A 24,325-nucleotide genomic window follows, 5' to 3' on the forward strand; every position below is an offset into this window, starting at 1 on the left:
TGTTTCGTCGCGCGCGATGTCAGCGTCGCGACAACTTCGACAGCAGTCGCAGCATTTCGAGGTACAGCCACACCAGCGTCACGAGCAGGCCGAACGCGCCGTACCACTCCATGTACTTGGGCGCGCCCTGCTCGACGCCCTGTTCGATGAAGTCGAAGTCCATGACCAGATTGAGCGCGGCGACCACGACGACGAACAGCGAAAAGATGATTCCGACCGTGCCGCTGTCGTGGATGAACCCCATGCCCGAGAAACCGAACAGTCGCATTCCCATGTTGATGAGGTAGAGCAGCGCGATACCGCCGGTCGCCGCGACGACGCCGAGCTTGAAGTTCTCCGTCGCGCGGATCAGTCCGCTTCGGTACGCCACGAGCAACGCCGCGAGCGTCGCGAACGTCAGCCCGACCGCCTGGATCACAATGCCCGGGTAGCGCTGCTCGAACACGGCGGAGATCGCGCCGATGAACAGGCCTTCGAGCAGCGCGTACATCGGCGCCGTCACTGGCGACCACTGCTTGCGGAAGATCGTGACCATGGCGACCACGAATCCTCCCAGCGAGCCGCCGAGCACGAATGGCATCGGGTTGAATGTCGTCGGTGATGCGAAGAGCTGCGTCCACGGATACAGCGCGGCACCGAGCGTGAGCACCAGCAGCAGTGCCGTGCGGTTGACCGTTCCGTTCAGGGTCATGCGCTCGGCGGGCGAGCTGACCACGCTGCCGGATGCGATGTCGAGGAATGCCGACGATTGCAGTGCGGGATTGCCGCTTCGCATGGTGGAGCCCTGTGATGGAAAGCACGAGGATAGCCCGCGTCGCGACGCCTTCCGCGCATTGACAGCGGCGGGGTGCCCGTCGAGAATGCTCAGCCTTTCGCTGCGCTGGCGCGCGACGGAAGGTCCGGCCGGGGCATAGCGCAGTCTGGTAGCGCATCTGGTTTGGGACCAGAGGGTCGGGGGTTCGAATCCCTCTGCCCCGACCATCCGGCCTCCGGGCCTGCAGACGGTACCGCTCGGGATACGCGCCCGTAGCTCAACCGGATAGAGCACCGGCCTTCTAAGCCGGTGGTTGCAGGTTCGATTCCTGCCGGGCGCGCCACGCAGTAATGAAATTCGGAGCGCTGGCGGGAACGAAACACGCCGCGCGATGCGATACTGATTTGCCGGTGTGCCGTTGCAGTTCGACGGCGCGCCACACGTTCTACGGTGGCTGTAGCTCAGCTGGTTAGAGTACTGGATTGTGATTCCAGATGTCGGGGGTTCGAGTCCCCTCAGCCACCCCATTTCGTTGTCGCGGTTGTGTCTTTTTCGCGATAGCTGTTAAAATTGCAGTGCGGGCCGTTAGCTCAGTTGGTAGAGCAGTTGACTCTTAATCAATAGGTCCAAGGTTCGAATCCTTGACGGCCCACCATCTTGAAAGCACCCGGTTCGCCGGGTGCTTTTTTCTTTTGCGGCGAGCCTTGCCGCATGCGCGAAAGTGGCGGAATTGGTAGACGCACTGGATTTAGGTTCCAGCGCCGCAAGGCGTGCGGGTTCGAGTCCCGCCTTTCGCACCAGCCCGCGAGGAGTTTCAGGTCGCGGCTCAACCCAAGGCGCGCTGGCGCGGGACGGCACTCGCTTCCCAGATTGCCGAGTGCGTCCTTGCCGGAGACTGTGCACGTGGCGTCCGTCGCGCGATGCGCGGCCGCACGGTCTGGTCTGCCGCGCCCGTCGTAAAACACGCCAGCTGGCGCGCCCCCGCCCGATCCGCCAAACTATCCCGTTCTTACCTTGACGGCCGGCGATCCCGCCTGTCGTCCCGAATGGTCAGTCAGATACGTGCCGTGGCGGAGCCGCGGTCGCAGGAGTGGATATGCAAGTTTCGGTCGAATCCGTCGGCAACCTCGAGCGCCGCATGACCCTCAGCCTCCCGGCCGACCAGCTCGACTCGGCGGTCGAGGCTCGCCTCCGCGAAATCGCGCGCACGGCCAAGCTCAAGGGCTTCCGCCCGGGCAAGGTGCCGGCGAAGGTGATCGAGCAGCGCTACGGCTCGCAGGTCCGCTCCGAAATCCTCGACGGCATGCTCGGCGACAGCTTCCGCAATGCGGTGCGCGACAACCAGCTGCAGATCGCCGGCCAGCCGCGCATCGAGCCGTCCACCGATGACGACGGCAAGATCGCGTTCGTCGCCAACTTCGAAGTCGTGCCGGACTTCGGCGACATCGACGTGACCAAGCTCAACGTGCTGCGTCACACCGCTGAGGTCAGCGACGTCGACATCGACACGATGATCGAGAACCTGCGCCTGCAGCGCCGCACCTGGCAGAACGTCGAGCGCGGCGCGCTCACCGGTGACCTCGTCGAGTTCCAGACCTGGTCGCAGGCCGGCGAGGAGCGCGTGCCGGCCGAAGGCGTCGAGCACGGCGCCGACGTGATCGGCTCGGGCATGATGTTCGAGACGATCGAGCAGCAGCTCACCGGCATGCGCGCCGGCGAGAACAAGGCGTTCGACGTCGATTTCCCGGCCGACTGGCGCGTTGCCGAGTTCGCCGGTCGCACCGTGCAGGTCAACGTTTCGGTCGACCGCGTCGCCGAAGCGGTGATGCCCGAGATCGATGCCGACTTCATCAAGAGCTTCGGCGTGAAGAGCGGCGACCCGGAACATTTCCGCACCGAGATCCGCAGCAACCTCGAGCGCGAGCTCAAGGGCGCACTGATGAATCGTCTGCGTCGCGAGGTCGGCGACCAGCTGATCGCGGCGTATGAGCACCTCGAGCTTCCGCCGCGCCTGGTCGAGAACGAAGCCCGCGCCATCGCCGCGCAGGCGGTCGACAACGCGCGTCGTCAGGGCCAGCCGGCTGAGCTCAATGACGAGCTGATCGCGCAGGTGCAGGATCCGGCGCGCAAGCGCGTGCTGGTCGGCCTGCTCGTCGGCGAGATCGCGCGTCGCAACGAGCTCCGCCTCGACCCGCGCCGCGTCAACGAGACGATGCGTCTGATCGCGTCCACGTACGAAGAGCCGCAGCAGGTCATCGAGCTCTACCGCAATGATCAGAACCTGATGCAGAGCCTTCAGAACCGCGTGATGGAAGAGCAGGTGATCGACTGGATCGCAGAACGCGCCCAACACACGGAACAGTCCCTGAGTTTTGCGGACGCGATCCGCCAGTAAGGCCTTGTGTCGCGGTCCGGCCGGCCCCACCCTTGGCCGGACCGAACACATAGTTGAGAGATCGACGCACCCATGGACAATCGCCCCCACGCCCTGAATCTCGTGCCGATGGTGGTCGAACAGACCAGTCGCGGCGAGCGCGCGTACGACATCTATTCGCGCCTGCTCAAGGAGCGCGTGATCTTCCTCGTCGGCCCGATCGACGACCACATGGCGAACGTGATCGTGGCGCAGATGCTCTTCCTCGAGGCCGAAAACCCCGAGAAGGACATCAACCTCTACATCAACTCGCCGGGTGGCGTGGTCACCGCCGGCATGGCGATCTACGACACCATGCAGTACATCAAGCCGGACGTGAGCACGATCTGCGTCGGCCAGGCGGCCTCGATGGGCGCGCTGCTGCTGGCATCGGGTGCGGCGGGCAAGCGTTTCGCGCTGCCGAACTCCCGCGTGATGATCCACCAGCCGCTGGGCGGCTTCCAGGGCCAGGCGTCGGACATCGACATCCATGCCCGCGAGATCCTGACCCTGCGCCAGCGCCTCAACGAGATCCTGGCCAAGCACACCGGCCAGCCGATCGAGACGATCGCCCGCGACACCGAGCGTGACAACTTCAAGAGCGCCCAGGCGTCGAAGGAATACGGCCTGGTCGACCAGGTGCTCGAGCGTCGTCCGGACGAATCGATCCAAGCAAGCTGAGGACTCGTCCGCAACGCATGCGGACCGCCTTCACATCCCCCGGAAATGCCGGTGTCCCGGGCCCCCAAGGGCCTCGGGACGCTGTGCTATCCTCGGGCCGCCATTCAGCGGTGTGGCTCCACACTGCTATTCCGAGTAAGCCAGGCAGAACATGAGCGACGACCGACAGGGCCGCACGGGCGAAAGCAGCAAGATCCTCTACTGCTCGTTCTGCGGAAAGAGCCAGCACGAGGTGCGCAAGCTCATCGCCGGCCCGAGCGTGTTCATCTGCGATGAATGCGTCGAACTGTGCAACGACATCATCCGCGAGGAGCTCCAGGAGAAGGCGCAGTCCACGCGCAGCCATCTTCCGAAGCCCAAGGAGATCCTCGACGTCCTCGACCAGTACGTGATCGGGCAGTCGCGCGCCAAGCGCACGCTCGCCGTCGCGGTCTACAACCACTACAAGCGTATCGAGAGCCGTCAGCGCAACGACGACGTCGAGCTTGCGAAGTCGAACATCCTGCTGGTCGGCCCGACGGGCTCCGGCAAGACGCTGCTCGCCGAGACGCTCGCGCGACTGCTCAATGTGCCGTTCACCATGGCCGATGCGACGACGCTGACCGAAGCCGGCTACGTCGGCGAGGACGTCGAGAACATCATCCAGAAGCTGCTGCAGAAGTGCGACTACGACGTCGAGAAGGCGCAGCAGGGCATCGTCTACATCGATGAGATCGACAAGATCTCGCGCAAGTCGGACAACCCGTCGATCACGCGCGACGTGTCGGGTGAGGGCGTGCAGCAGGCGCTGCTGAAGCTCATCGAAGGCACCGTCGCCAGCGTGCCGCCGCAGGGCGGCCGCAAGCACCCGCAGCAGGAGTTCCTGCAGGTCGACACGCGCAACATCCTCTTCATCGTGGGTGGTGCGTTCGCCGGCCTCGACAAGATCATCCAGCAGCGCAGCACCGACTCCAGCGGCATCGGTTTCGGCGCGAAGGTGAAGAGTTCGGAGCGCAAGGCCGAGATCGGCAAGGTGCTGGCGGAAGTCGAGCCGGAAGACCTGATCAAGTTCGGCCTGATCCCCGAGTTCGTCGGTCGCCTGCCGGTGATCGCGACGCTCGAGGAGCTCGACGAGCCTGCGCTGGTGAAGATCCTCACCGAGCCCAAGAACGCCATCACCAAGCAGTTCAAGAAGCTGTTCGAGATGGAAGGCGTCGAGCTCGAGTTCCGTGCGGACGCGCTGTCGGCGATCGCGAAGAAGGCGCTCAAGCGCAAGACCGGCGCGCGCGGCCTGCGTACGATCGTCGAGCAGGTGTTGCTGGACACGATGTACGACCTGCCGTCGCAGGAAAACGTCAGCAAGGTCGTCGTCGACGAGACGGTGATCGAGCACAAGGCCGAGCCGTACCTGATCTACCAGACGCCGCCCGCGCCGCAGGCGAAGGCCGCGTCCGGCGAGTGACCGGACCGGCAGCAGAAGTAAACGGACGGGCGGCCCACTGGGTCGCCCGTTCGCGTTCTGGCGGCCGCATCCGCGCAGATCGCGCGGTCGTAACGTCAGAGACGCATGCGCGTGAAGATGGTTCGGCCGAATCGCGTCGCGCAAACGCGTTGTCGGAAAGTCGCGGCCGCTGGGCGATCGCCCTCACGAATCAGCGACTTGCGGCGCGTCGCAGCGTGGTATGACGCTTGCAACACCCCTGTCGAGCCCCATTAAGGGCGTAAGCGTGATCCTCCTCCACGCACCTTTTTCGGCGCCGGTCTCATGCTGGCCAGCGCCATGACCCCGGGAGCACTTTCAATGACCGAATCCACCGCCCGCGAGAACCTGGACCTGGCGGTCCTGCCGCTCCGCGACGTCGTGGTCTTTCCGCACATGGTCATCCCGCTGTTCGTCGGGCGCGAGAAGTCGATCCGCGCGCTGGACTACGCGATGGAGTCCGACAAGCGGATCCTGCTGGTCGCGCAGAAGTCCGCGGATGTCGATGACCCGTCGGGAAGCGACCTGTATTCGGTCGGCACGCTCGCGCATGTGCTGCAGTTGCTGAAGCTTCCGGACGGCACGATCAAGGTGCTGGTCGAAGGCGTGTCGCGTGCACGCGTCGACAAGGTGAGCGAGCGTAACGGCGCGCTGCTTGGCCGCGCGCGCGTGGTCGAGCCCGATCAGGATCGGGACGAACGCGAAGTCGAAGCGGTGACGCGCACGTTGCTCGGCCTGTTCGAGCAGTACGTGAAGTCGAACCGCAAGCTGCCGCCGGAGCTGATGCAGACGCTGTCGGGCATCGATGAGCCGGGCCGCTTGGCCGACACTATTGCCGCGCATCTGTCCGTGCGTATTTCCGAGAAGCAGCGACTGCTCGAAGCCAACGGCATCGGCGCGCGGCTGGAAATGCTGGTCGGCTTCGTCGACGGCGAAATCGACGTGCAGCAGCTGGAAAAGCGCATCCGTGGCCGCGTGAAGTCGCAGATGGAACGCAGCCAGCGCGAGTACTACCTCAACGAGCAGATGAAGGCGATCCAGAAGGAACTGGGTGAGCTGGACGATGCGCCGAACGATATCGATGAGCTGACGCGGAAGATCGCGGAAGCGGGCATGCCGAAGGATGTCGAGGCGAAGGCGAAGGCCGAGCTCAACAAGCTGAAGCAGATGTCGCCGATGTCGGCGGAATCCGCCGTCGTACGCAACTATCTCGACTGGCTGCTCGGCGTGCCGTGGAAGAAGCGCACGAAGGTGCGCAAGGAACTCAAGGCCGCGCAGGAAGTGCTCGACGCCGATCACTTCGGCCTCGAGAAGGTCAAGGAACGCATCCTCGAATACCTCGCGGTGCAGACACGCGTGCAGAAGATGCGCGGCCCGATTCTCTGCCTCGTCGGTCCGCCCGGCGTCGGCAAGACGTCGCTCGGTCAGTCCATCGCGAAGGCGACGAATCGCAAGTTCGTGCGCATGTCGCTCGGCGGCGTGCGCGACGAAGCCGAGATCCGTGGCCATCGCCGCACGTACGTCGGTTCGATGCCGGGTCGCATCGTGCAGAACCTCAACAAGGTCGGCAGCAAGAATCCGCTGTTCGTGCTCGACGAAATCGACAAGATGGCCATGGACTTCCGTGGCGATCCGTCGGCCGCGTTGCTCGAAGTGCTCGATCCCGAGCAGAACAGCGCGTTCAACGATCACTACCTCGAAGTCGATCTCGATCTGTCGGAAGTGATGTTCGTTGCGACGTCGAACTCGCTCAACATTCCGGGTCCGCTGCTCGATCGCATGGAAGTCATCCGCATTCCGGGTTACACGGAAGAGGAGAAGCTCAACATCGCCGAGCGTTACCTGCTGCCCAAGCAGATCAAGGCGAACGGTCTTCGCGACGACGAGATCAAGGTCACCGAGGACGCGCTGCGTGACACCGTGCGCTACTACACGCGCGAATCGGGCGTGCGAAACCTCGAGCGACAAATCGCCAAGATGTGCCGCAAGGTCGTCAAGGAAGTTGCGCTCGCAGGCGCGAAGGTCCGCAAGGGCCCGATGCTGATCAACACCAAGAACCTCGAGAAGTATCTCGGCGTGCAGCAGTTCGACTTCGGCCGTGCGGAAGAGCAGAGCGAAGTCGGTCTGGTGACGGGCCTTGCGTGGACGCAGGTCGGTGGTGACCTGATGCAGATCGAAGCCGCGCTGGCGCCGGGCAAGGGCGCGATGCTGCTCACTGGTCAGCTCGGCGACGTGATGAAGGAATCGGCGTCGGCAGCGTTGTCGGTGGTGCGCGGTCGTGCGGAACGCCTCGGCATCGACATCGACTTCCTGACCAAGCACGACCTGCACGTCCACGTGCCGGAAGGTGCGGTGCCGAAGGACGGTCCTTCCGCCGGTATCGCGATGGTCACTGCACTGGTGTCGCTGCTCACGCGCAATCCGATCAAGGCGGATGTCGCGATGACGGGCGAGATCACGCTGCGCGGTCGCGTGCTGCCGATCGGTGGACTTCGCGAGAAGCTGCTCGCCGCGCTGCGCGGTGGCATCAAGACCGTGATCATTCCCGACGAGAACAAGAAGGATCTCGTCGACATGCCGAAGTCGGTCACCAAGGGCCTACGCATTGTTCCGGTGAAGTGGATCGAGGAAGTGCTCGACGTCGCGCTGGAGCATCCGGTAACGCCCGCTGCGGCGCCTACGCCGACGCCGGAAGAAATGCCCGTGCTCGAGCCGCCCGTCGCGTCGACGCCCGTGGAAATAACGCACTGAGACATACGTAACGGACATGCGCACATAGCCGGAAAGCCGCGTCGTTATTGGCTTTCCGGCTTGCGCCTGTCGCGAGCGCGCTGGTATAACGAGCGCCGTCCGCGTCATGGCCCGGTGAAGGGCATCGCGGCAAGGTCGAACAGGGGACTCTGCCGGTCAGGGGTTTGTCCGGTTCTCAGTACATCTGCGGCTTCGCGCCGCCCACGGAGTAGAAGAATGAACAAAGCCGATTTTGTTGCGGCCGTCGCTGACGCCGCCGAACTGTCGCGCACGGAAGCTGCGAATGCCGTCGATGCGATGGTCAGCGTCATCACCAAGACCCTCAAGAAGGGCGACACCGTGACCCTCGTTGGCTTCGGCACGTTCGAAGTACGCGCGCGTGCTGCGCGTCAGGGTCGCAACCCGAAGACGGGTGAGACGATCAAGATCGACGCTTCGAAGAATCCCGCGTTCAAGGCTGGCAAGGCCCTTAAGGACGCTGTAAACTAAACAGCTCGCCCGCCAGCGCCGGTTGTGGCTGGTAAGACCGGGTGCTTAGCTCAGTGGTAGAGCGTCTCCTTTACACGGAGAGGGTCGGGGGTTCGAAACCCTCAGCACCCACCACACAGCGGCCCGGCAGGCGAAAAGTTTTGAACGCGGAGCGGTAGTTCAGTCGGTTAGAATGCTGGCCTGTCACGCCGGAGGTCGCGGGTTCGAGTCCCGTCCGCTCCGCCATGTTTTTCCGAAGGCGCCGCTCGCGGCGCCTTCGTTTTCCGGATCGCAGCACCGGGCGCATTTCGCGAATGCTGCGGACAACTTCGGTTGTCGCTTCAAATGGAGCGGTAGTTCAGTCGGTTAGAATGCTGGCCTGTCACGCCGGAGGTCGCGGGTTCGAGTCCCGTCCGCTCCGCCATCTTCGAAAAGCGCCGGAAACGGCGCTTTTCTTTTGTCCGAAAGGTTCATGCACGGCGGGCGAGGCGTTCACGGCGCATGCAAGCGGCTACACTGTCGGGCTTCGCCCAACGCCGTCTCCGCAATGCTGCAGACCCTACGCGACAAGACTTCCGGCTGGTTCGCCACCGTGGTGCTCGGCCTGATGGTCATTCCGTTCGCCTTCTTCGGCGTCCAGGATTACTTCCAGCGCTCGCGCGAGATGCCCGTTGCAATCGTCAGCGCGCCACCGACGTGGTGGGCCGGTGCGCCGTCGTTCTGGCCGGTGTCGCTGCTGTGGCAGCACGAGGACGTCAACCAGCGTGACTTCCGCGAGCGCTTCGAGCAGGAGCGCCAGCGGGCGCGTCAGGAGCAGGGCGCGCAGTTCGACGCGCGCGAATTCGAAAGCGCCGCGAGCAAGCGCAAGGTGCTCGAAGACCTGATCGACGAGCGCACGCAGTCGCTGTGGGCGAAGCGCCAGGGCATCGTCGTCAGCAACGCGATGGTGCAGCAGGAAATCATGGCGGTGCCGGCCTTCCAGGCGAACGGCAAGTTCGACATGCAGCAGTACCGCCTTGCGTTGCGCAACCTCAATCCGCCGCGCAATGAAACGCAGTTCGAACAGATCATCCGCGAAGGGCTCGCGCAGTCGTTGATGCGCACGAGCGTCGGTGCCTCGGCATTTGCGACGCCGTCGGAAGTCGATCGCATGGTGGCGCTGCTCGGCGAGAAGCGTGATCTGTCGATCGTCGAGATCCCTGCACCTGCGGCGGACGTGGCGCCGGTAAGCACTGCGGAAATCGACACCTGGTATCGCGCCCACGGCACTGACTACCGTGCACCGGAGACGGTGAACCTCGAGTACGTCGACCTCGACGCGTCGACGTTGCCGCCGCCGGTCGTCGACGAGGCCGCGCTTCGTCAGCGCTACGAGCAGGAAAAGACGCGCTTCGTCGCGGCCGAGCAGCGTCAGGCCGCGCACATCCTCATCGCCGTTCCGGCTGGTGCGAGCGCCGCGGTCGAAAAGGCGGCGAAGGACAAGGCCACGCAGCTCGCTGCACAAGCCAAGGCGCCGGGCGCCGATTTTGCCGCGCTCGCACGCGCCAACAGCGACGACACCGGCTCGAAGGCCGCGGGCGGCGACCTCGGCTTCGTCGCCAAGGGTGCGTTGGCGCCTGAGTTCGAGAAGACGCTGTTCGCGATGCAGCCCGGCCAGGTCAGCGATCCGGTGCGGACCGAGTTCGGCTGGCACGTCATCCAGCTGCGCCAGATCCAGCAGGGCAACCAGGAAACCTTCGAGCAGGCGCGCGCCACGCTCGAGAAGGAGCTGGTCGACACGGGCCGCGAGCACCAGTTCAACGAAACGACGTCGAAGATCGTCGACGCCGTGCTCAAGAATCCGTCGTCGCTCGGCCCGTCGGCACGCGTCGTCGGCGTTCCGGTGCTGACCGCCGGCCCGATCGCACGCGGGCAGGGCACTGGCGTGCTCGCCAACCCGATGGTCCAGCGCACGGCGTTCTCGGAGTCGGCGATCGGGCAGGGCATGGTGTCCGACCCGATCGACGTCGGTACCAACCACAGCGTGCTGCTGCGCGTGACCGCACATTCCGCTGCGCGCCAGCTGACGCTCGCCGAAGTGCGCGATCGCGTGATCGCCGCGATCCACGCCGATCGCACGCTCAAGGCGGCCCAGCAGCGCGCTGCGGCGGTGCTGGCGCAGGTCCGGGCCGGCCAGCCGCTCGCGCAGGTCGCGGCGGCGCAGGGCCTGGCCGCACCGAAGCCGGTGATCGGCGTGCCGCGCAATGCGCAGGTCGCCGCGCCGGGCGTCGCCGACGCGTTCTTCGCCGCCTACGCGCCGAAGGGCAAGGTCGCCGCGGGCTCGAAGGTGCTGCCGGACGGCCGCGGACTGGTGTTCGTGGTCGATGCGGTCAAGCCGGGCACGGCTGCGGAGGCCGGCGGCGACATCTCGATGCTCGGCCGCCAGATCGCGCAGCTGCATGGGCTGGTCGACTTCGACGCCGCGGTTCGCACGCTGCGTCGCGGTTACAAGATCGAGGTCAACGAGTCCAACCTGTAACGGTCAGGACTCCGCTCATCCGGACGGCCCGCTCATGCGGGCCGTCCGCGTTTTCGGCAAACGGTTGCCGCGCGCAAGGCGAAAAAAAGCCCGGTCGAAACCGGGCTTTCGATGAAACGTATTAATAAGAATCGCGACGATCAGTCGTCGTCGCCGATGCCGGTCATGCCGAGGATGTTGTAGCCCGAATCCACGTACGTGACTTCGCCGGTGATGCCGAGCGCAAGGTCCGAGCACAGGAACGCGGCGGTGTTGCCGACGTCTTCGATCGTGACGCTGCGGCGCATCGGCGCGTAGGTTTCGAAGTGGTGGAGCATCTTGCGGAAGTTCGCGATGCCGGCGGCCGCGAGCGTCTTGATCGGGCCGGCCGAGATCGCATTGACGCGAGTGCCTTCCGGACCGAGGTTGAGCGCGAGGTAGCGAACCGTCGCTTCCAGGCTCGCCTTGGCAACACCCATGACGTTGTAGTTCTGCAGCGCGCGCTCGGCGCCGAGGTAGCTCAGCGTCAGGATCGAGCCGTTGCGGCCGGCCATCATCGGGCGGGCGGCCTTTGCGAGCGCCGCGAGCGAGTACGCGGAGATGTCGTGCGCGATGCCGAAGTTCTCGCGGGTCAGGCCGTCGAGGAATTCGCCTTCGATCGCCTCACGCGGGGCGTAGGCGATGCAGTGGACGAGGATGTCGAAGCCGTCCCAGCGCTGGCCGAGCTGCTCGAAGCACTGGGCGATCTGCTCGTCCGAGGTCACGTCGAGCGGAAGCACGATGTCGCTGCCGTATTCGGCGGCGGCGGACTCGACGCGCGACTTGAGCTTGTCGTTCTGGTACGTGAGCGCGAGCTCCGCGCCCTGGTTCCGCATCGCCTCGGCGATGCCGGTGGCGATCGAGCGCTGGCTCGCGATGCCCGTGATCAGTGCGCGCTTGCCCTGCAGGAAACCCATGTGCTCTCCGTTCTGGCGCCCGCCAGGCGGCGGGCGGGCGCCGTAGTGTGCCCGCGGCGGCGCCGGGAGGCTACTTCGCGGCGAGCGAGTCGACCGCCAGCACCATGCCGGGTGCGAGCAGCTTGCCGGTCTTCAGGCCGTTGCGGCTGACCAGGTCGGCCACCGAAATGCCGTAGCGACGGGCGATGGTCCAAAGGTTCTCGCCGACGGCGACGGTGTGCTTGCGCGGGCCGTTCGAGATCGCGACGACCGCGGAGGTCAGCGCAGCGATCGGTGCGGCGACCGTCGGCGCAGGCGCCGATGCGGTGGCGACCGGCGCGTCAACTGCAGCCGAGGTCGTGGCGACCGTGACAGGCGCGGGCGTCGCGGCGGGCGAGGGTGCCGGCGCGCCGAGTGCTGCGGCGGCCGAACCCGGTGCAAGGATCGACGGCGTCGACAGCCCCGCGAGCATCGCGGTCGGGGCAGGCTTGCTCGGCACCATGGCGATCATCGTGTCCGACGCCGGCGTCGGGCCCAGCGTGCGGATCGGGTGGTCGAGCGCGGCCAGGAAGCGCGGCTGCTGCTGCGCCTGCGCGATCACGCAGGAAATCGCGTGCAGCTTGTCGTCGTAGGAATTGGTGATGCCGGACAGGCCAGCGAGCGTCTGCGGGTTCGCGGTGCGCGGCGTCTGGCCGGCGCGCTTGATCGCGCCGAAGACGCGGTACTCGCCGGCGTTGTAGGCCATGACCGCCAGGCGCCAGTTGCCGCCGAACATGCCGTGCAGGGTCTTGAGGTAACGGACCGCCGCCTTGGTCGAGTCGACCGCCGACATGCGGCCGTCGTAACCGGCGCGCATCGGGACGTCGTGGTTGCGTGCGGTCGTGGCGATCATCTGCCAGAGACCGGCCGGGCCGGCGCCGCTGCGGGCGCTGGGCTTGTAGCCGCTCTCGACGAACGGGATCAGCGCGTATTCGCTGGGCAGGTGCGCGGCGCGCACCGACTCGACCACGTGACCGAACAGCTCCAACGTATTGGAGTTGCGATCCGTAAGGCGGTCCGGAGCGCCGGAGAACTGCTTCGTCCAGCGCGAGGGCTCGGCCGGGCAGGTGGGTTCGGCGAGGCCGGCGCGGAAGTGCTCGAACACTTCGCGGCCGTTGCGGGAATCGGCGGCGTGGGCGGCGGTCGTCGCCAGGCCGAATGCGGCCGCGAGCGCCAGAGCGCCCGTCTTCATCGAAGAGGTATTCATGCCGCGAACCCGTCCTTCCACGCACGGAGCGCGGCAAAGGTCTCGACACGGTCGGCCGGTGCACGGCCGAGGCGGCGCGTGGCGGCATCGACGACCGCGGGCTGGTCGCAGCGAAGGAACGGGTTGCACGCCAGTTCGTTACCGATGGTGCTCGGCAGCGTGGGCTGTTGGGCGTTGCGCATGGTCTGGGCCTCCTTCATGCGGCGCCGGAGCGCCGCGTTGTCGGGATCGACCACCGCCGCAAAAGCAGCATTGGCCAGCGTGTACTCGTGCCCGCAGCAGACCCGGGTTTCGGGTGGTAGCGCTGCAAGCCTCCCCAACGAGGTCTCCATCTGGGCGGCGTCCCCTTCGAACAGGCGGCCGCATCCCAGGCTGAAGAGCGTGTCGCCGCAGAACAGCACCGGGTCGTTGCCGGCCGTCTCGACGAAAAAAGCGATGTGCGTGCGCGTATGCCCGGGAACGTGCATCACGCGGATGGACCAGTCGTCGACTTCGAACGTGTCCCCGTCAGCGGGGCGCTTCATCGCAAGATCGACGCGGTCGTCGTCCGGTCCGTAGACCGGGGTGCCCTGCCAGCGCTCGAGGAGAGGCGCGGCGCCACTGACGTGGTCGGCGTGGTGGTGCGTGAGGAGAATCGCCGCCGGCGAGAAATCCTCGTTGTTCGCTGCATCGACGACTGGGCCGGCTTCGCTGGGATCGACCACCAGCGCTCGGCCCTGATCGTTGCGAAGTACCCAGATGTAGTTGTCGACGCGCGCAGACAGCGGCTGCAATCGCATTGGCAAACACCTCCGTTCGGTTAGTGCCACCTCAGCGTGATGCCTCCTGAATACGCTGAACGGCTGCGGTGCTGGTCCCGAGGAAGCGGCGACCTTGCCGACCTCGGTCCACCCCGTCAACCCGCGGTGACCGTGACGAACGCCCCTCACCGGCCGGAGACCTTGAGCAATCGTCCCTAAATGACTGATTCCTAGGCGCCGAATCGCATACTGAAGCGTATGGTTCCGTCCCGACGAGCGGTCGAGGCCGGGGTCCGTGCACAATGCCCGATGCGTCAAATTCCGATGAACGACTAGATGAACGAGCTGAAGGCCATCCAGATCCACACCGACGGCGCCTGCCTGGGGAATCCCGGGCCGGGCGGCTGGGGTGCGCTGCTGCGCTACAAGGGCCGAGAACGCGAACTTTCCGGCGGCGAAGCGGCGACCACCAACAACCGCATGGAGCTGATGGCGGCGATCCAGTCGCTCGAAACGCTGACCGAAGCGTGTGCGATCGACCTCTATACGGACTCGCAATACGTGCGACAGGGCATCACCGAATGGATGCCGGGTTGGGTGCGTCGCAACTGGAAAACAGCGGGCGGCGATCCGGTCAAGAACCGCGACCTGTGGGAACGGCTGCACGCGGCGACGCAGCGGCATCGCATCGCTTGGCATTGGGTAAAAGGCCACAGCGGCGATCCCGACAACGAACGCGTCGACGTGCTCGCGCGCACGCAGGCGCTCGCCATCAAGCAGGGCGCGAGCGCACCGATCGAATCGTGACGCGCGCGTCGTTCGCGCACACGTCTCCGAGACGCGGCCCGGCTACGCTTACATGCAACGACGTACGGACTTATCGATGCGCCAGGTCATCCTCGACACCGAAACCACCGGCCTGAGCTGGGAACGCGGCTGCCGCGTGGTCGAAATCGGATGCGTGGAATTCGTCGAACGTCGTCCGACCGGTCGCACGTTCCATCGTTACTTGAATCCCGATTGCGACTTCGAGCCGGGCGCGTCGGAAGTCACCGGGCTGACGCTCGAGTTCCTTGCCGACAAGCCGCGCTTCCACGAAGTCATCGAGGAATTCCTCGAGTTCATCGACGGCGCCGAGCTCGTCATCCATAACGCGTCGTTCGACGTCGGCTTTCTCGACAACGAACTGCGCAAGTGCGGGCCGCACCACGGCAGCATCGCGTCGCGCTGTCGCGTCGAAGATACGTTGCTGCTTGCGCGTAAGCGCTACCCCGGGCAGCGCAATTCGCTTGATGCGTTGTGTCGGCGTCTCGGTGTCGACAATGCGCATCGCCAGCTGCACGGTGCACTGCTCGACGCGCAGCTTCTCGCAGAGGTCTACATCGGCCTGACGTCGGGCCAGACGGATCTGGGTTTCGGCGAAGCTGTTGCGGAATCGTCGGGTGATGCGCTTCCGTTCGAGATCGACCTGAGCCGTCCGCGTCCGCGCATCGTGGTGTCGGAGGAAGAACTCGCTGCGCATGAATCGCGCCTAGCGGTGTTGCGCAAGAAGGCGGGCAGCGCCGTGTGGGATCGGGTGATCGAGAACGCGATGGACGACGACGGCGCATTCGCGCCCGCGTGAATCAGCCGCGGCGGATCAGGACCGCCGTGATGTTGTCCGAGCCGCCGCCATCAAGCGCCGCGGCGACCAGCGTGTCGGCGCATTCCTGCGCGCTGCAGTCCACGCGCGCGAGCACCTTGCCGATCGAACGATCGTCTACTTCTTCCGTCAGGCCGTCCGAGCAGAGCAGCAGCTGCATGCCGGGGCGCAACTCGCCCGTCATCGTCTCGACGTTGAGGCTCTTCGGGTCGGTGACACCGAGCGCCTGGGTCACCACGTTGCGGTGCGGATGGCTGCGTGCCTGTTCCTGCGTCAGCGCACCGTTGGCGATGAGTTCCTGCACGTAGCTATGATCCTGCGACAGCTGCAGCAGCTGGCCTTCGCGCCAGAGATAGACGCGACTGTCACCGACCCATGCCACCTCGAAGCGCTCACCCTTGATGCGCGCAGCGACGACGGTGGTGCCCATCGGCAGCGCATCGTTGCGACGACGCGACATCGCGATGATTTCCTCGTCGGCGATGCGGATGGCCTGCGCGAGCGGCGTGCCGTCGCGCACTTCACGGACGATCGTTTCGCGCGCGAGCGCGCTCGCGACTTCGCCGTACTCGTGACCGCCCATGCCGTCCGCAACGAGCCACAGGCCGAGCTCACCGTCGGCGTAGTAGGTGTCCTCGTTGAGTTCGCGACGCAATCCTGCGTGGGTCAGATGTCCGTATTCGATCATTGGGTCACGCGCGGGCGGTGGCCTGTCGAATCATCGGCGCGACGGTCGAATAGGGCAAGGCGGGGAAACACCTAATGCCTCGGGCGGTGGTTCGCGGCCGGTATTCGTGGGGTTTGACGTGGTGCGTTGCGGCGGTGCGCGGAGTACCTCGCGTCGGGTGGGATGGATGCGGGCCATCCATGGCCCGCACCCGCGCGTCGCGCGGGCGGCCATGCGGCCGTCCAAATCGGCTGTCCTGCCGATTTGTCGAACCCGGTGGGTGCTCGTGCTACCACCCTCTCCGCCAGACATGAAAAAAGGCCCCCTTTCGGGAGCCTTTTTTCATGTCTGGCGGAGAGGGTGGGATTCGAACCCACGTTACGGCGAAACCGTAAACCGGATTTCGAATCCGGCGCATTCGACCACTCTGCCACCTCTCCGTGGTCCCCACCGGCGTACCGGCGGGCCGCGAATGATACGGCGGCGGTGGGGCGGCCGACAAGGGCGACCGTGTCACGGGTTTACACTGTCGCCCCCTGAATTCGAGGCTGCCCATGTCCGAGATCCTCGTGCCGGTGTCGTTCGGCGAGCTGCTCGACAAGATCGCCATCCTGCAGATCAAGTCCGAGCGCATGAAGGACGAAGCCAAGCTCGCCAACGTCCGCAAGGAGCTGTCGGCGCTCGAGAAGACCTGGATGGCGCATCCGGCGGCCGGGCACGACATCGTCCGCCTGCGCGCCGAACTCAAGGCCGTCAACGAGCGGCTCTGGGAAATCGAGGACGACATCCGGGTCAAGGAAAAGCGGCAGGAGTTCGACGGCGAGTTCGTCCGCCTGGCGCGCGCCGTTTACTTCGAGAACGATGAGCGCGCACGCATCAAGAAGGACATCAACCTCGCGCTGGGCTCGTCCTACGTCGAGGAGAAGTCGTACGAGGACTATCGGCAGCCGTCGGCCTGACGAGCGTCAGCCGTTGTCGGCGACGTAGCGCTCGAACGCCGCGATCGCGTCATCGACGGTGACGAGGTCCATGACCCCGTCGTACTCGATCTTGGTGCCCCACTTGATCTCGCTCGCCGGGCGCTTGAGACGCTGGCGAGCCGCGTCGTCGTAGCGATCGACGCAGTAGCGGACGTCGCTGTACGGGCCGCTGCGCAGTGGGTTGCTCGCCGCATGCAGGCCCAGCACCTTGGTGCCCATCGCGTTGGCGATGTGCATCGGCCCGGAGTCCGGCGTCATCACCAGGTCGGCGCGTGCGAGGAGCGCGGGCAATTGTTTGAGCGTGTCCTTGCCGATGAGGTCGAGCGCCGGGTGCTTCATCGACGCGAGGATCGCGTCGCCCGTCGTGCGTTCGAGTTCGCTGCGACCGCCGCATAGCACCACGCGCCATCCGCGATCGACCGCGTGGTCCGCGACCGCTGCATAGCGCTCGCTGCGCCAGTTGCGTCGCACATGACTCGAGCACGGCGAGATCATCAGCGTGCGACGGCCGTCGCCGGGCCATTGTGCCGCGGCCCATTCGAACGCGTCGGCGGGCACAGGCATGTCCCAGCGCACGGGCCGAGGCGTCAAGCCGAGCGGTTCGGCGAAGCTGCCGATCGCATCGAGGACATGGATGCCGGGGCGATCGGCGATGCGCTCGCGCACGAAGAGTCCGTGCAGGTCCTTCGACCGCGAACGGTCGTAGCCGATGCGTCGTCGCGCGGGCACGAACGCGGACAACAGGTTTGCACGCGCGGCGACCTGCATCTGAAGCAATGCATCGAACGGTTGGTCGAACGCGCGCCGCATCGCGCGCATGCCCGCCAGCCCGCTCTTCTTGTCGTACTCGACGAACTCCACGCCCGGCAGACCGTGGAGCAGGCGATGCTCACCGCGCCCGATGATCCACGTGATGCGCACATCCGGAATGCCCGCGCGCAGCGTGTTGATCAAAGGCAGCACGTGGGTGACGTCGCCCAGCGCCGACAGGCGCAGCAGGCAGACGCGCGCGCCGGGCGGAAGCGAAAGGGGGCGTGTCATGCGCTGATAGACTCCGGTCATGGCGACCGCGCATGCCAACGACGCACGGATCGAGTTCTACGGCCCCAAAGGCCGTGGCGTGATTGTGTTCGACCCCGAGCGCACGGGACAAGCGAAGCCCGAATGGTTCTCGCCGGTGGCATGGGGCGAGGGTGCCCGACCGGTCGCAACCGGGGGCCGCGGTGCAGCCTGGTTCGTCGACGCGCCGTTCGGCGCCTGCGTGCTGCGACAGTACCGGCGTGGCGGACTCGCCGCACGTGTCAGCTCGGCGGGTTACCTCTGGAATGGCGAGGACCGCGTGCGCAGCGTCGCCGAATACGAACTCACGCGCGAAGCGCAGCGTCGTGGTGTTCCGGTGCCGACGCCGCTTGCGGCGATGTACGAACGTCGCGGGCTTCGTTATCGCGCGGCGATCCTTGTGGAGCGCTTGCTCGGCGTGGAGACGCTCGCGGCGTTGGCGATCGAAGGTGCGGCGCCGTGGCGCGACGCGGGACGGCTCGTCGCGCGCATGCATCGCGCGGGACTTGATCACGCGGACCTCAACGCCGACAACCTGTTGTTCGACCGCAACGGCGGCGGCTGGGTGATCGACCTCGATCGCGGCGTGTTCCGCACCATCGGTGATGGTTGGCGTCACCGCAATCTTTCGCGCCTGCATCGCTCGTTGCTGAAGCGAAGAGGCGTGCGCGACGTCGGCGAAGTCGAAGAAGATTTCACCCGTCTACAGGAAGCCTACGAAGACGCGTGGAGCGCTGCATGAGCGAGTGGTCGCTGCGCCTGCACGGCGTCGGCAATGCATCGGCGGTGACGCTGGGTTCGGCGATGGCGACCATCGAACGCGGCGGTCGCCCGTGGCTCACGATCGACTGCGGCGGCGAAGGGCTGACGGCGTATCAGTCGACCTACGGCGAATCGCCGCGCGCGTTGTTCGTGACGCACACGCACTTCGATCATGTCGCCGGTTTCGAACGCCTGTTCGTCGACACGTTTTTCAACGATGCACGGCGCGGCAATGTCGTGATCTATGCGCCGGCGCCGCTGGTACCGCTGCTGCAGCAGCGCGTCGCCGCGTATCCGAACGTGCTCGCCGAAGGTGGTGTCAATTTCTGGGATGCGTTCCGGCTGGTGCCCGTCGGCGGTGCGTTCTGGCACGACGGCATTCGCGTCGACGTGTTCCCGGTGCGTCACCACTGGCCCGACACCGCATTCGGACTGCGCCTGCGCGGCAGCGTGGTGTGGACCGGCGATACGCGCCCGATTCCCGAGATGCTCGCCTGCCATGCAGGCGAGGGTGAGCTGGTCGCGCACGACTGCGGCCTTCACGGGAATCCGTCGCATAGCGGCATCGACGATCTCGAACGCGAGTACCCGCGCGAGCTCCTAGACCGCTGCGTGCTCTACCACTACGCAAGCGTCGCTGATGGCCAAGCGCTTGCTGCACGCGGCTACCGCGTCGGGCAACCGGGCGAGGTGATCCCGCTCGCCGAGCCGACCGCCGAGCGCGCGACGCCGTGGACCGGCTGACCGTCGCACCGTTCTTACGGGCGGCCGGTTAGTCTTCGCGATCCGATCTGCGAGGTTGCCATGTCCAAGCGTCGCCACCGCCTGCGCGTGTTCCTCACCGAGCCCGGTCGAATCGAGCTGGGCACCCTGCTGACGCCTTGGATGCGTGTGGGTTCCGCGTTCGGCGCGTACGTCGAATGCCGCAAGGTCGACCTGGACGGCGCGTACGTCGAACTGAGCCTGGACTTGCAGGGCGATGATGACGAGAGTCTCGACGTACGCCTGTCGGTGCCGCATCACTGCATTTCCGCGGTGCTGGAAACCGCCGACTTCGAAGCGTTCGGGTCGCTGTACGCCGATTGATCGCGAAAGGCCGTCGCCCGAATGGGCGATGACCCCGCCGGCTTGCCTCGGCACCCGCGTCAGTCGATACCGTTGCTGCCTTCCGGCCCTGGCGGGGTTTTCGACCTAGCGTCGCGAGGGGCCGACGGGGCCACCATAGAGACTTGCATGGAGCGCACCGCAAGCGCTGCGGTGTTATGGCGGAGAGAGGGGGATTCGAACCCCCGAAGCGCGGTTTAGACGCTTACACACTTTCCAGGCGTGCTCCTTCAACCACTCGGACACCTCTCCGCACCTGGGCCTGAGTCGGGCGTCCGGCCGTCTTCAGGGCCGGTGATTCTACGCCGCGGGGGTCGGCAGCCACAAGGCGCGCACGGCGTGCGACGGGGCTCTGGCACAATCCTTTCACCACGCCGGAGACGCCGGCGGCACGCGCCGGAATCGAATGTCCTACCTCGTCCTCGCCCGCAAATGGCGCCCGAAGCGCTTCGCCGAACTGGTCGGGCAGGAACACGTCGTACGCGCGCTGACTAATGCGCTGGACAGCGGCCGCGTGCACCACGCCTTCCTGTTCACCGGCACCCGCGGCGTCGGCAAGACGACCATCGCGCGCATCTTCGCGAAGTCGCTCAACTGCGAACGCGGCACGTCCGCGGACCCCTGCGGCGAGTGCAATTCCTGCCGCGACATCGACGCCGGCCGCTTCATCGACCTGCTCGAGATCGACGCCGCCAGCAATACCGGTGTCGACGACGTGCGCGAGGTCATCGACAACGCGCAGTACATGCCGAGCCGCGGTCGGGTGAAGGTCTACCTGATCGACGAAGTGCACATGCTGTCGAAGTCGGCGTTCAACGCGCTGCTGAAGACGCTGGAAGAGCCGCCGGGCCACGTGAAGTTCCTGCTGGCGACCACCGACCCGCAGAAGCTGCCGGTGACCGTGCTCTCGCGCTGCCTGCAGTTCAACCTCAAGCGCCTGGACGAGGAACAGATCCGCGGCCAGATGCGCAAGATCCTCGAGGCCGAGGACATTGCCGTGGAAGACGGCGCGGTGAAGCAGCTCGCGCGCGCGGCCGATGGCTCGTTGCGCGACGGACTTTCCTTACTCGACCAGGCCATCGCGTACACCGGTTCGCAGCTGACCGACGAAGGTGTAGCGGCGATGCTCGGCACGGTCGACCGTGGCCGCGTTGGTGCATTGCTCGATGCGTTGTCGTCCGCCGACGGCGCGGCGCTGATGGCTGAAGTGGAACGGCTCGGCGAGTTCTCGCCCGACTGGGACGACGTGTTGGAAGCAGTGGCTGAAGCGCTGCACCACGTGCAGTTGCGCCAGCTGGTGCCGGGCGCCGCGATCGAGGTCGACGGCGTCGATATCGATGCGCTGGCCGATGCATTGCCGGCCGAAGTCGTGCAGCTCTGGTACCAGATGGCGTTGAACGGACGTCGCGATCTTCCGCTCGCGCCGAGCCCGCGCGCCGGGTTCGAGATGGTGATGCTGCGCATGCTGGCGTTCCGTCCGGGCGCGAGCGGTGCGGCGTCGACGGGTGAATCGCGTCCGGAGCGTGCGTCGGTGCCGACGCGGGCTTCGGGTAATGCAGCAGCCGCGGCACGTGCGGCGCTCGATGCATCGCCATCGCCATCGCCATCGCCGCGTGCGACCGAGCCCGCGATACCGACACCACGTGCGCCTGCGATTGAAACCAAGGTCGCGCCGCCGGTCACCGAATCGAAGCCCGCACCGGTCGTCGAGGCAAAGGTCGAGCCTGTCTCCGCACCGGTTGTGGAAGCTCCGCGCGCAGCGACGCCGGAACCCGCGGCGGCGTCCACTGCATCCGCGACGACAAGTGATGGCGGCTTTTCAGACGCCGATGCATGGCGCGACTGGGTCGAAACCTGCGACCTGCGTGGCCCGGCGCGATTGCTTGCGGAGCACGTCGGCTTCGTCGGATGTCGCGATGGCGTGTTGAGCCTGTCGATCGAGCCGTCGGACGAGCACCTCAAGGGCCCGTTGATGGTGAAGATGCTCACCGACGCGCTGACGCCGCGTTTCGGCCAAGCGCCGCAGCTTCGCTTCGAAGCGCCAGCGCGTCCGGTCGACTCGGTGCGTGTGCATGTCGAGCGCGCGCGCGATGCAAAGCAGGCCGCCGCGCAGCGCGACTTCGAACAGCATCCCGACGTGCAGCGCCTCGTCGCCGCGGGCGGCCGCATCGTCCCCGAATCCGTGCGTCCGCTCGAACGCTGACGCCACAACTTCGCTACGGAGAAAACCTCATGCGTGGAAACATTGCCCAGCTGATGCAGCAGGCGCAGAAGATGCAGGAAAACCTCGCGAAAGCGCAGGAAGACCTTGCCAAAATCGAAGTCACCGGTAACGCCGGCGCGGGCATGGTGAGCGTCACCATCACCGGCCGCATGGAGTGCCGCAAGGTGCGCATCGATCCGAGCGTGATCAGCGATCCCGAGATGGCCGAAGACCTGATCGCCGCCGCGTTCAATGACGCGGTGAACAAGGTCAATGCCGAATCGCAGTCACGCATGTCGGCGGCGACCGCGGGCATGCCGATTCCGCCGGGCATGAAGATCCCGGGCTTCTGAAGCAGGTGTTCGCGTTGAGCTTCCACCGTTCGCGGAACGTATCGCGATGAGCACGCTGCTCGACCAGTTGATCGAGGCGTTCCGTGTGTTGCCGGGCGTCGGCACCAAGTCGGCGCAACGCATGGCGTATCACGTGCTCGAGCGCGAACGCGCGGGCGGGCGCCAGCTGGCACAGGTGCTCGCCGAAGCAGTGGAGCGCATCGGTCACTGCGAACGCTGCCGCGATTTCAGCGAGAGCGCGGTCTGCAACGTCTGCTCCAGTGCATCGCGCGACGCCGACCAGCTCTGCGTGGTCGAGACGCCGGCCGATCGCCTCGCGATCGAACAGGCAACGGGCTATCGCGGTCTGTACTACGTGCTGCAGGGGCGCTTGTCGCCGCTCGATGGCATCGGGCCGCGCGAACTCGGTCTCGATCGCCTCAGCGCGCGACTCGGCGAAGGCGAGGTGCGCGAGTTGATCATTGCGACGAACCCGACGGTCGAAGGCGAGGCGACCGCGCACTACGTCGCGCAGCTCGCACGGCAGCAGGGCGTCGTACCGAGCCGTCTTGCCTATGGCGTGCCGCTGGGCGGCGAACTGGAATACGTCGACCGCGGCACGCTGTCGCATGCGTTCGGCAGCCGCAGCGAAATCAAGGAATGAGTCCATGACCGATACCGACACGACCATCTTCGGCAAGATCATCCGTCGCGAGATTCCGGCTGACATCGTCTACGAGGACGACGACCTCATCGCGTTCCGCGACATCGCGCCGAGCGCGCCGGTGCATGTGCTGTTCGTGCCCAAGACGCCGATCGCGTCGCTCGATGAGGCGAGGCCCGAGCATGCCGAACTGCTCGGAAAACTGATGCTCGCCGCGGCGGCTTACGCGCGTCGGGAAGGGTTTTCGCAGGACGGCTATCGCGTCGTCATGAACACCAATGCACATGCGGGGCAGACGGTGTTCCAGGTGCATCTGCATCTGCTGGCGGGTGCGGCGCTCGGTGGGTTCGGAACGCATCGCTAACGAAAATGCATCGCCGTGTGCGCGATCGCCGCCACAACGAAAAACGCCCGGAAATCCCGGGCGTTTTTGCTTTCGACGCTAGCGCGTGGCACTCACCACCAACCCCACCATGGCCACGGCGCCGGACGTTCGACGACATCGACGTGCTCGCGAACCGGCCACAGGTAGACCACGTCGGCGGCGACGCGCGGCACGCGGTAGTCGTAGGCGCCGATGCGGCGGTTCTCGTAGCCGTCGATGTGGCCGGTGAAGGTCACTTCGCGGTTCTTCTCGAACACCGCCGGGTCGTAGAACCCGTTGCGGCAGGCGATGAAGCGGCCACCGACGTCGTCGCTCGCCCAGTACGGGCGACCCGATTCGTCGAGGTGCGTGGAGATCATCTGGAAGCAGGTGCGATTGCTCTGCGGCTCGACCTCGACGATGCGGCCGCCCCAGCGCACGGTGGTGCCCGCGCTGTCGTGGTCGGACGCCTCGCGCGGCGTGATCGGTGCGTACTGGCCCTGCAGCGGTTGCGGCAACGTCGCGCAGGCCGCGAGGGCCATGGCGAGCGCGCCGGGAACGAGTGTGTTGCGTAGTTTCATTGCGGCCTCCGGACGGGAGCGCG

23 protein-coding genes, 10 tRNA genes and 1 other RNA gene are annotated in these 24,325 nt (G+C 66.0%); 24 read left to right on the forward strand and 10 right to left on the reverse strand.

Annotated elements, in window-relative coordinates:
* Positions 1-19: 19 nt before the first annotated feature.
* Positions 20-775 (reverse strand): Bax inhibitor-1/YccA family protein, encoded by a 756-nt coding sequence (locus ACVWZN_RS01530; protein ID WP_456952328.1) that lies wholly within the window; start codon positions 773-775, stop codon positions 20-22.
* Positions 776-904: 129 nt separating this feature from the next.
* Between ACVWZN_RS01530 and ACVWZN_RS01535 the strand changes: the two genes are divergently transcribed.
* From ACVWZN_RS01535 to ACVWZN_RS01600, 14 genes are all read left to right on the forward strand, one after another.
* Positions 905-981 (forward strand) — tRNA-Pro (locus ACVWZN_RS01535).
* Positions 982-1,020: 39 nt separating this feature from the next.
* A tRNA-Arg gene (locus ACVWZN_RS01540) sits at positions 1,021-1,097 on the forward strand.
* A 107-nt stretch (positions 1,098-1,204) separates the two neighbouring features.
* Positions 1,205-1,281, forward strand: a tRNA-His gene (locus ACVWZN_RS01545).
* A 52-nt stretch (positions 1,282-1,333) separates the two neighbouring features.
* Positions 1,334-1,409: transfer RNA gene (locus ACVWZN_RS01550), tRNA-Lys, on the forward strand.
* Between the two features lie 60 nt (positions 1,410-1,469).
* Positions 1,470-1,554: transfer RNA gene (locus ACVWZN_RS01555), tRNA-Leu, on the forward strand.
* Positions 1,555-1,850: 296 nt separating this feature from the next.
* The gene (tig, locus tag ACVWZN_RS01560; RefSeq protein WP_456952329.1) at positions 1,851-3,149 is read left to right on the forward strand and encodes a trigger factor; all 1,299 of its coding nucleotides are present in this window, start codon (positions 1,851-1,853) and stop codon (positions 3,147-3,149) included.
* Between the two features lie 72 nt (positions 3,150-3,221).
* Positions 3,222-3,848: an ATP-dependent Clp endopeptidase proteolytic subunit ClpP gene (gene clpP / locus ACVWZN_RS01565; protein ID WP_027082588.1), complete on the forward strand. Its 627-nt coding sequence runs from the start codon at positions 3,222-3,224 to the stop codon at positions 3,846-3,848.
* A gap of 151 nt (positions 3,849-3,999) precedes the next feature.
* A complete protein-coding gene (gene clpX / locus ACVWZN_RS01570) occupies positions 4,000-5,289 on the forward strand; it encodes an ATP-dependent Clp protease ATP-binding subunit ClpX (RefSeq protein WP_027082589.1) in 1,290 nt (429 codons plus the stop codon).
* A 339-nt stretch (positions 5,290-5,628) separates the two neighbouring features.
* Positions 5,629-8,058 carry an endopeptidase La gene (lon, locus tag ACVWZN_RS01575; RefSeq protein WP_456952330.1) on the forward strand — a complete coding sequence of 810 codons (2,430 nt, stop codon included), beginning with the start codon at positions 5,629-5,631 and terminating at the stop codon, positions 8,056-8,058.
* 216 nt (positions 8,059-8,274) lie between these two features.
* The gene (locus tag ACVWZN_RS01580) at positions 8,275-8,547 is read left to right on the forward strand and encodes an HU family DNA-binding protein (RefSeq protein ID WP_027082590.1); all 273 of its coding nucleotides are present in this window, start codon (positions 8,275-8,277) and stop codon (positions 8,545-8,547) included.
* Between the two features lie 39 nt (positions 8,548-8,586).
* Positions 8,587-8,661, forward strand: a tRNA-Val gene (locus ACVWZN_RS01585).
* A 34-nt stretch (positions 8,662-8,695) separates the two neighbouring features.
* Positions 8,696-8,772 (forward strand) — tRNA-Asp (locus tag ACVWZN_RS01590).
* 101 nt (positions 8,773-8,873) lie between these two features.
* A tRNA-Asp gene (locus tag ACVWZN_RS01595) sits at positions 8,874-8,950 on the forward strand.
* 123 nt (positions 8,951-9,073) lie between these two features.
* Positions 9,074-11,044: a peptidylprolyl isomerase gene (locus ACVWZN_RS01600; RefSeq protein ID WP_456952331.1), complete on the forward strand. Its 1,971-nt coding sequence runs from the start codon at positions 9,074-9,076 to the stop codon at positions 11,042-11,044.
* Between the two features lie 140 nt (positions 11,045-11,184).
* On the opposite strand, the gene ACVWZN_RS01605 is transcribed toward ACVWZN_RS01600, so the two are convergent.
* The 3 genes from ACVWZN_RS01605 to gloB form a co-directional block, all read right to left on the reverse strand.
* The gene (locus ACVWZN_RS01605) at positions 11,185-11,979 is read right to left on the reverse strand and encodes an enoyl-ACP reductase FabI (RefSeq protein ID WP_027082592.1); all 795 of its coding nucleotides are present in this window, start codon (positions 11,977-11,979) and stop codon (positions 11,185-11,187) included.
* Positions 11,980-12,049: 70 nt separating this feature from the next.
* Positions 12,050-13,204, reverse strand: coding sequence for a transglycosylase SLT domain-containing protein (locus tag ACVWZN_RS01610; protein WP_456952332.1), 1,155 nt, complete (start codon positions 13,202-13,204; stop codon positions 12,050-12,052).
* Positions 13,201-13,983 carry a hydroxyacylglutathione hydrolase gene (gene gloB / locus ACVWZN_RS01615; RefSeq protein ID WP_456954678.1) on the reverse strand — a complete coding sequence of 261 codons (783 nt, stop codon included), beginning with the start codon at positions 13,981-13,983 and terminating at the stop codon, positions 13,201-13,203. Before gloB ends, ACVWZN_RS01610 begins: the two co-directional genes overlap by 4 nt.
* A 306-nt stretch (positions 13,984-14,289) precedes the next feature.
* Here gloB and rnhA point away from each other — a divergent pair, with 306 nt between their 5' ends.
* Entirely contained in the window at positions 14,290-14,751 is a 462-nt protein-coding gene (rnhA, locus tag ACVWZN_RS01620) for a ribonuclease HI (protein ID WP_456954679.1), read from the forward strand.
* Between the two features lie 76 nt (positions 14,752-14,827).
* The gene (gene dnaQ, locus ACVWZN_RS01625) at positions 14,828-15,568 is read left to right on the forward strand and encodes a DNA polymerase III subunit epsilon (protein ID WP_456952333.1); all 741 of its coding nucleotides are present in this window, start codon (positions 14,828-14,830) and stop codon (positions 15,566-15,568) included.
* A gap of 1 nt (position 15,569) precedes the next feature.
* Here the strand turns inward: dnaQ and ACVWZN_RS01630 are convergent, their stop codons facing one another.
* Complete coding sequence (locus ACVWZN_RS01630) at positions 15,570-16,274, reverse strand: PP2C family protein-serine/threonine phosphatase (protein WP_456952334.1); 705 nt, start codon at positions 16,272-16,274, stop codon at positions 15,570-15,572.
* A gap of 328 nt (positions 16,275-16,602) precedes the next feature.
* Positions 16,603-16,693: transfer RNA gene (locus ACVWZN_RS01635), tRNA-Ser, on the reverse strand.
* 114 nt (positions 16,694-16,807) lie between these two features.
* Here ACVWZN_RS01635 and ACVWZN_RS01640 point away from each other — a divergent pair.
* Complete coding sequence (locus ACVWZN_RS01640; protein ID WP_027082597.1) at positions 16,808-17,212, forward strand: DUF6165 family protein; 405 nt, start codon at positions 16,808-16,810, stop codon at positions 17,210-17,212.
* Positions 17,213-17,218: 6 nt separating this feature from the next.
* On the opposite strand, the gene ACVWZN_RS01645 is transcribed toward ACVWZN_RS01640, so the two are convergent.
* A complete protein-coding gene (locus ACVWZN_RS01645; protein ID WP_456952335.1) occupies positions 17,219-18,274 on the reverse strand; it encodes a glycosyltransferase family 9 protein in 1,056 nt (351 codons plus the stop codon).
* Positions 18,275-18,293: 19 nt separating this feature from the next.
* On the opposite strand from ACVWZN_RS01645, the gene ACVWZN_RS01650 reads away from it, so the two are divergent.
* The 3 genes from ACVWZN_RS01650 to ACVWZN_RS01660 are packed head-to-tail and all read left to right on the forward strand — an operon-like array spanning position 18,294 to position 20,140.
* Positions 18,294-19,034 carry a 3-deoxy-D-manno-octulosonic acid kinase gene (locus ACVWZN_RS01650; RefSeq protein WP_456952336.1) on the forward strand — a complete coding sequence of 247 codons (741 nt, stop codon included), beginning with the start codon at positions 18,294-18,296 and terminating at the stop codon, positions 19,032-19,034.
* Positions 19,031-19,798: an MBL fold metallo-hydrolase gene (locus ACVWZN_RS01655; protein WP_456952337.1), complete on the forward strand. Its 768-nt coding sequence runs from the start codon at positions 19,031-19,033 to the stop codon at positions 19,796-19,798. Before ACVWZN_RS01650 ends, ACVWZN_RS01655 begins: the two co-directional genes overlap by 4 nt.
* A 60-nt stretch (positions 19,799-19,858) precedes the next feature.
* Positions 19,859-20,140, forward strand: a complete 282-nt coding sequence (locus tag ACVWZN_RS01660) for a hypothetical protein (protein ID WP_456952338.1) — start codon at positions 19,859-19,861, stop codon at positions 20,138-20,140.
* Between the two features lie 31 nt (positions 20,141-20,171).
* Here the strand turns inward: ACVWZN_RS01660 and ffs are convergent.
* Together ffs and ACVWZN_RS01670 are read right to left on the reverse strand one after the other, a co-directional pair.
* Positions 20,172-20,268: signal recognition particle sRNA small type (gene ffs, locus ACVWZN_RS01665), an RNA gene on the reverse strand.
* A gap of 49 nt (positions 20,269-20,317) precedes the next feature.
* Positions 20,318-20,410, reverse strand: a tRNA-Ser gene (locus ACVWZN_RS01670).
* Positions 20,411-20,564: 154 nt separating this feature from the next.
* On the opposite strand from ACVWZN_RS01670, the gene dnaX reads away from it, so the two are divergent.
* From dnaX to ACVWZN_RS01690, 4 genes are read left to right on the forward strand one after another with little or no spacing between them, the layout of a single operon-like run.
* Positions 20,565-22,361 (forward strand): DNA polymerase III subunit gamma/tau, encoded by a 1,797-nt coding sequence (dnaX, locus tag ACVWZN_RS01675; RefSeq protein WP_456952339.1) that lies wholly within the window; start codon positions 20,565-20,567, stop codon positions 22,359-22,361.
* A 29-nt stretch (positions 22,362-22,390) separates the two neighbouring features.
* Complete coding sequence (locus ACVWZN_RS01680; RefSeq protein WP_027082603.1) at positions 22,391-22,714, forward strand: YbaB/EbfC family nucleoid-associated protein; 324 nt, start codon at positions 22,391-22,393, stop codon at positions 22,712-22,714.
* Positions 22,715-22,760: 46 nt separating this feature from the next.
* Positions 22,761-23,357, forward strand: coding sequence for a recombination mediator RecR (gene recR / locus ACVWZN_RS01685; protein WP_456952340.1), 597 nt, complete (start codon positions 22,761-22,763; stop codon positions 23,355-23,357).
* Between the two features lie 4 nt (positions 23,358-23,361).
* Positions 23,362-23,721, forward strand: a complete 360-nt coding sequence (locus ACVWZN_RS01690) for a histidine triad nucleotide-binding protein (protein ID WP_456952341.1) — start codon at positions 23,362-23,364, stop codon at positions 23,719-23,721.
* A gap of 92 nt (positions 23,722-23,813) precedes the next feature.
* Here ACVWZN_RS01690 and ACVWZN_RS01695 read toward each other — a convergent pair whose 3' ends face one another.
* Positions 23,814-24,302 carry a Slp family lipoprotein gene (locus tag ACVWZN_RS01695; protein WP_456952342.1) on the reverse strand — a complete coding sequence of 163 codons (489 nt, stop codon included), beginning with the start codon at positions 24,300-24,302 and terminating at the stop codon, positions 23,814-23,816.
* Positions 24,303-24,325 lie beyond the last annotated feature (23 nt).

The sequence above is a fragment of the Lysobacter sp. HA35 genome, assembly GCF_054061195.1.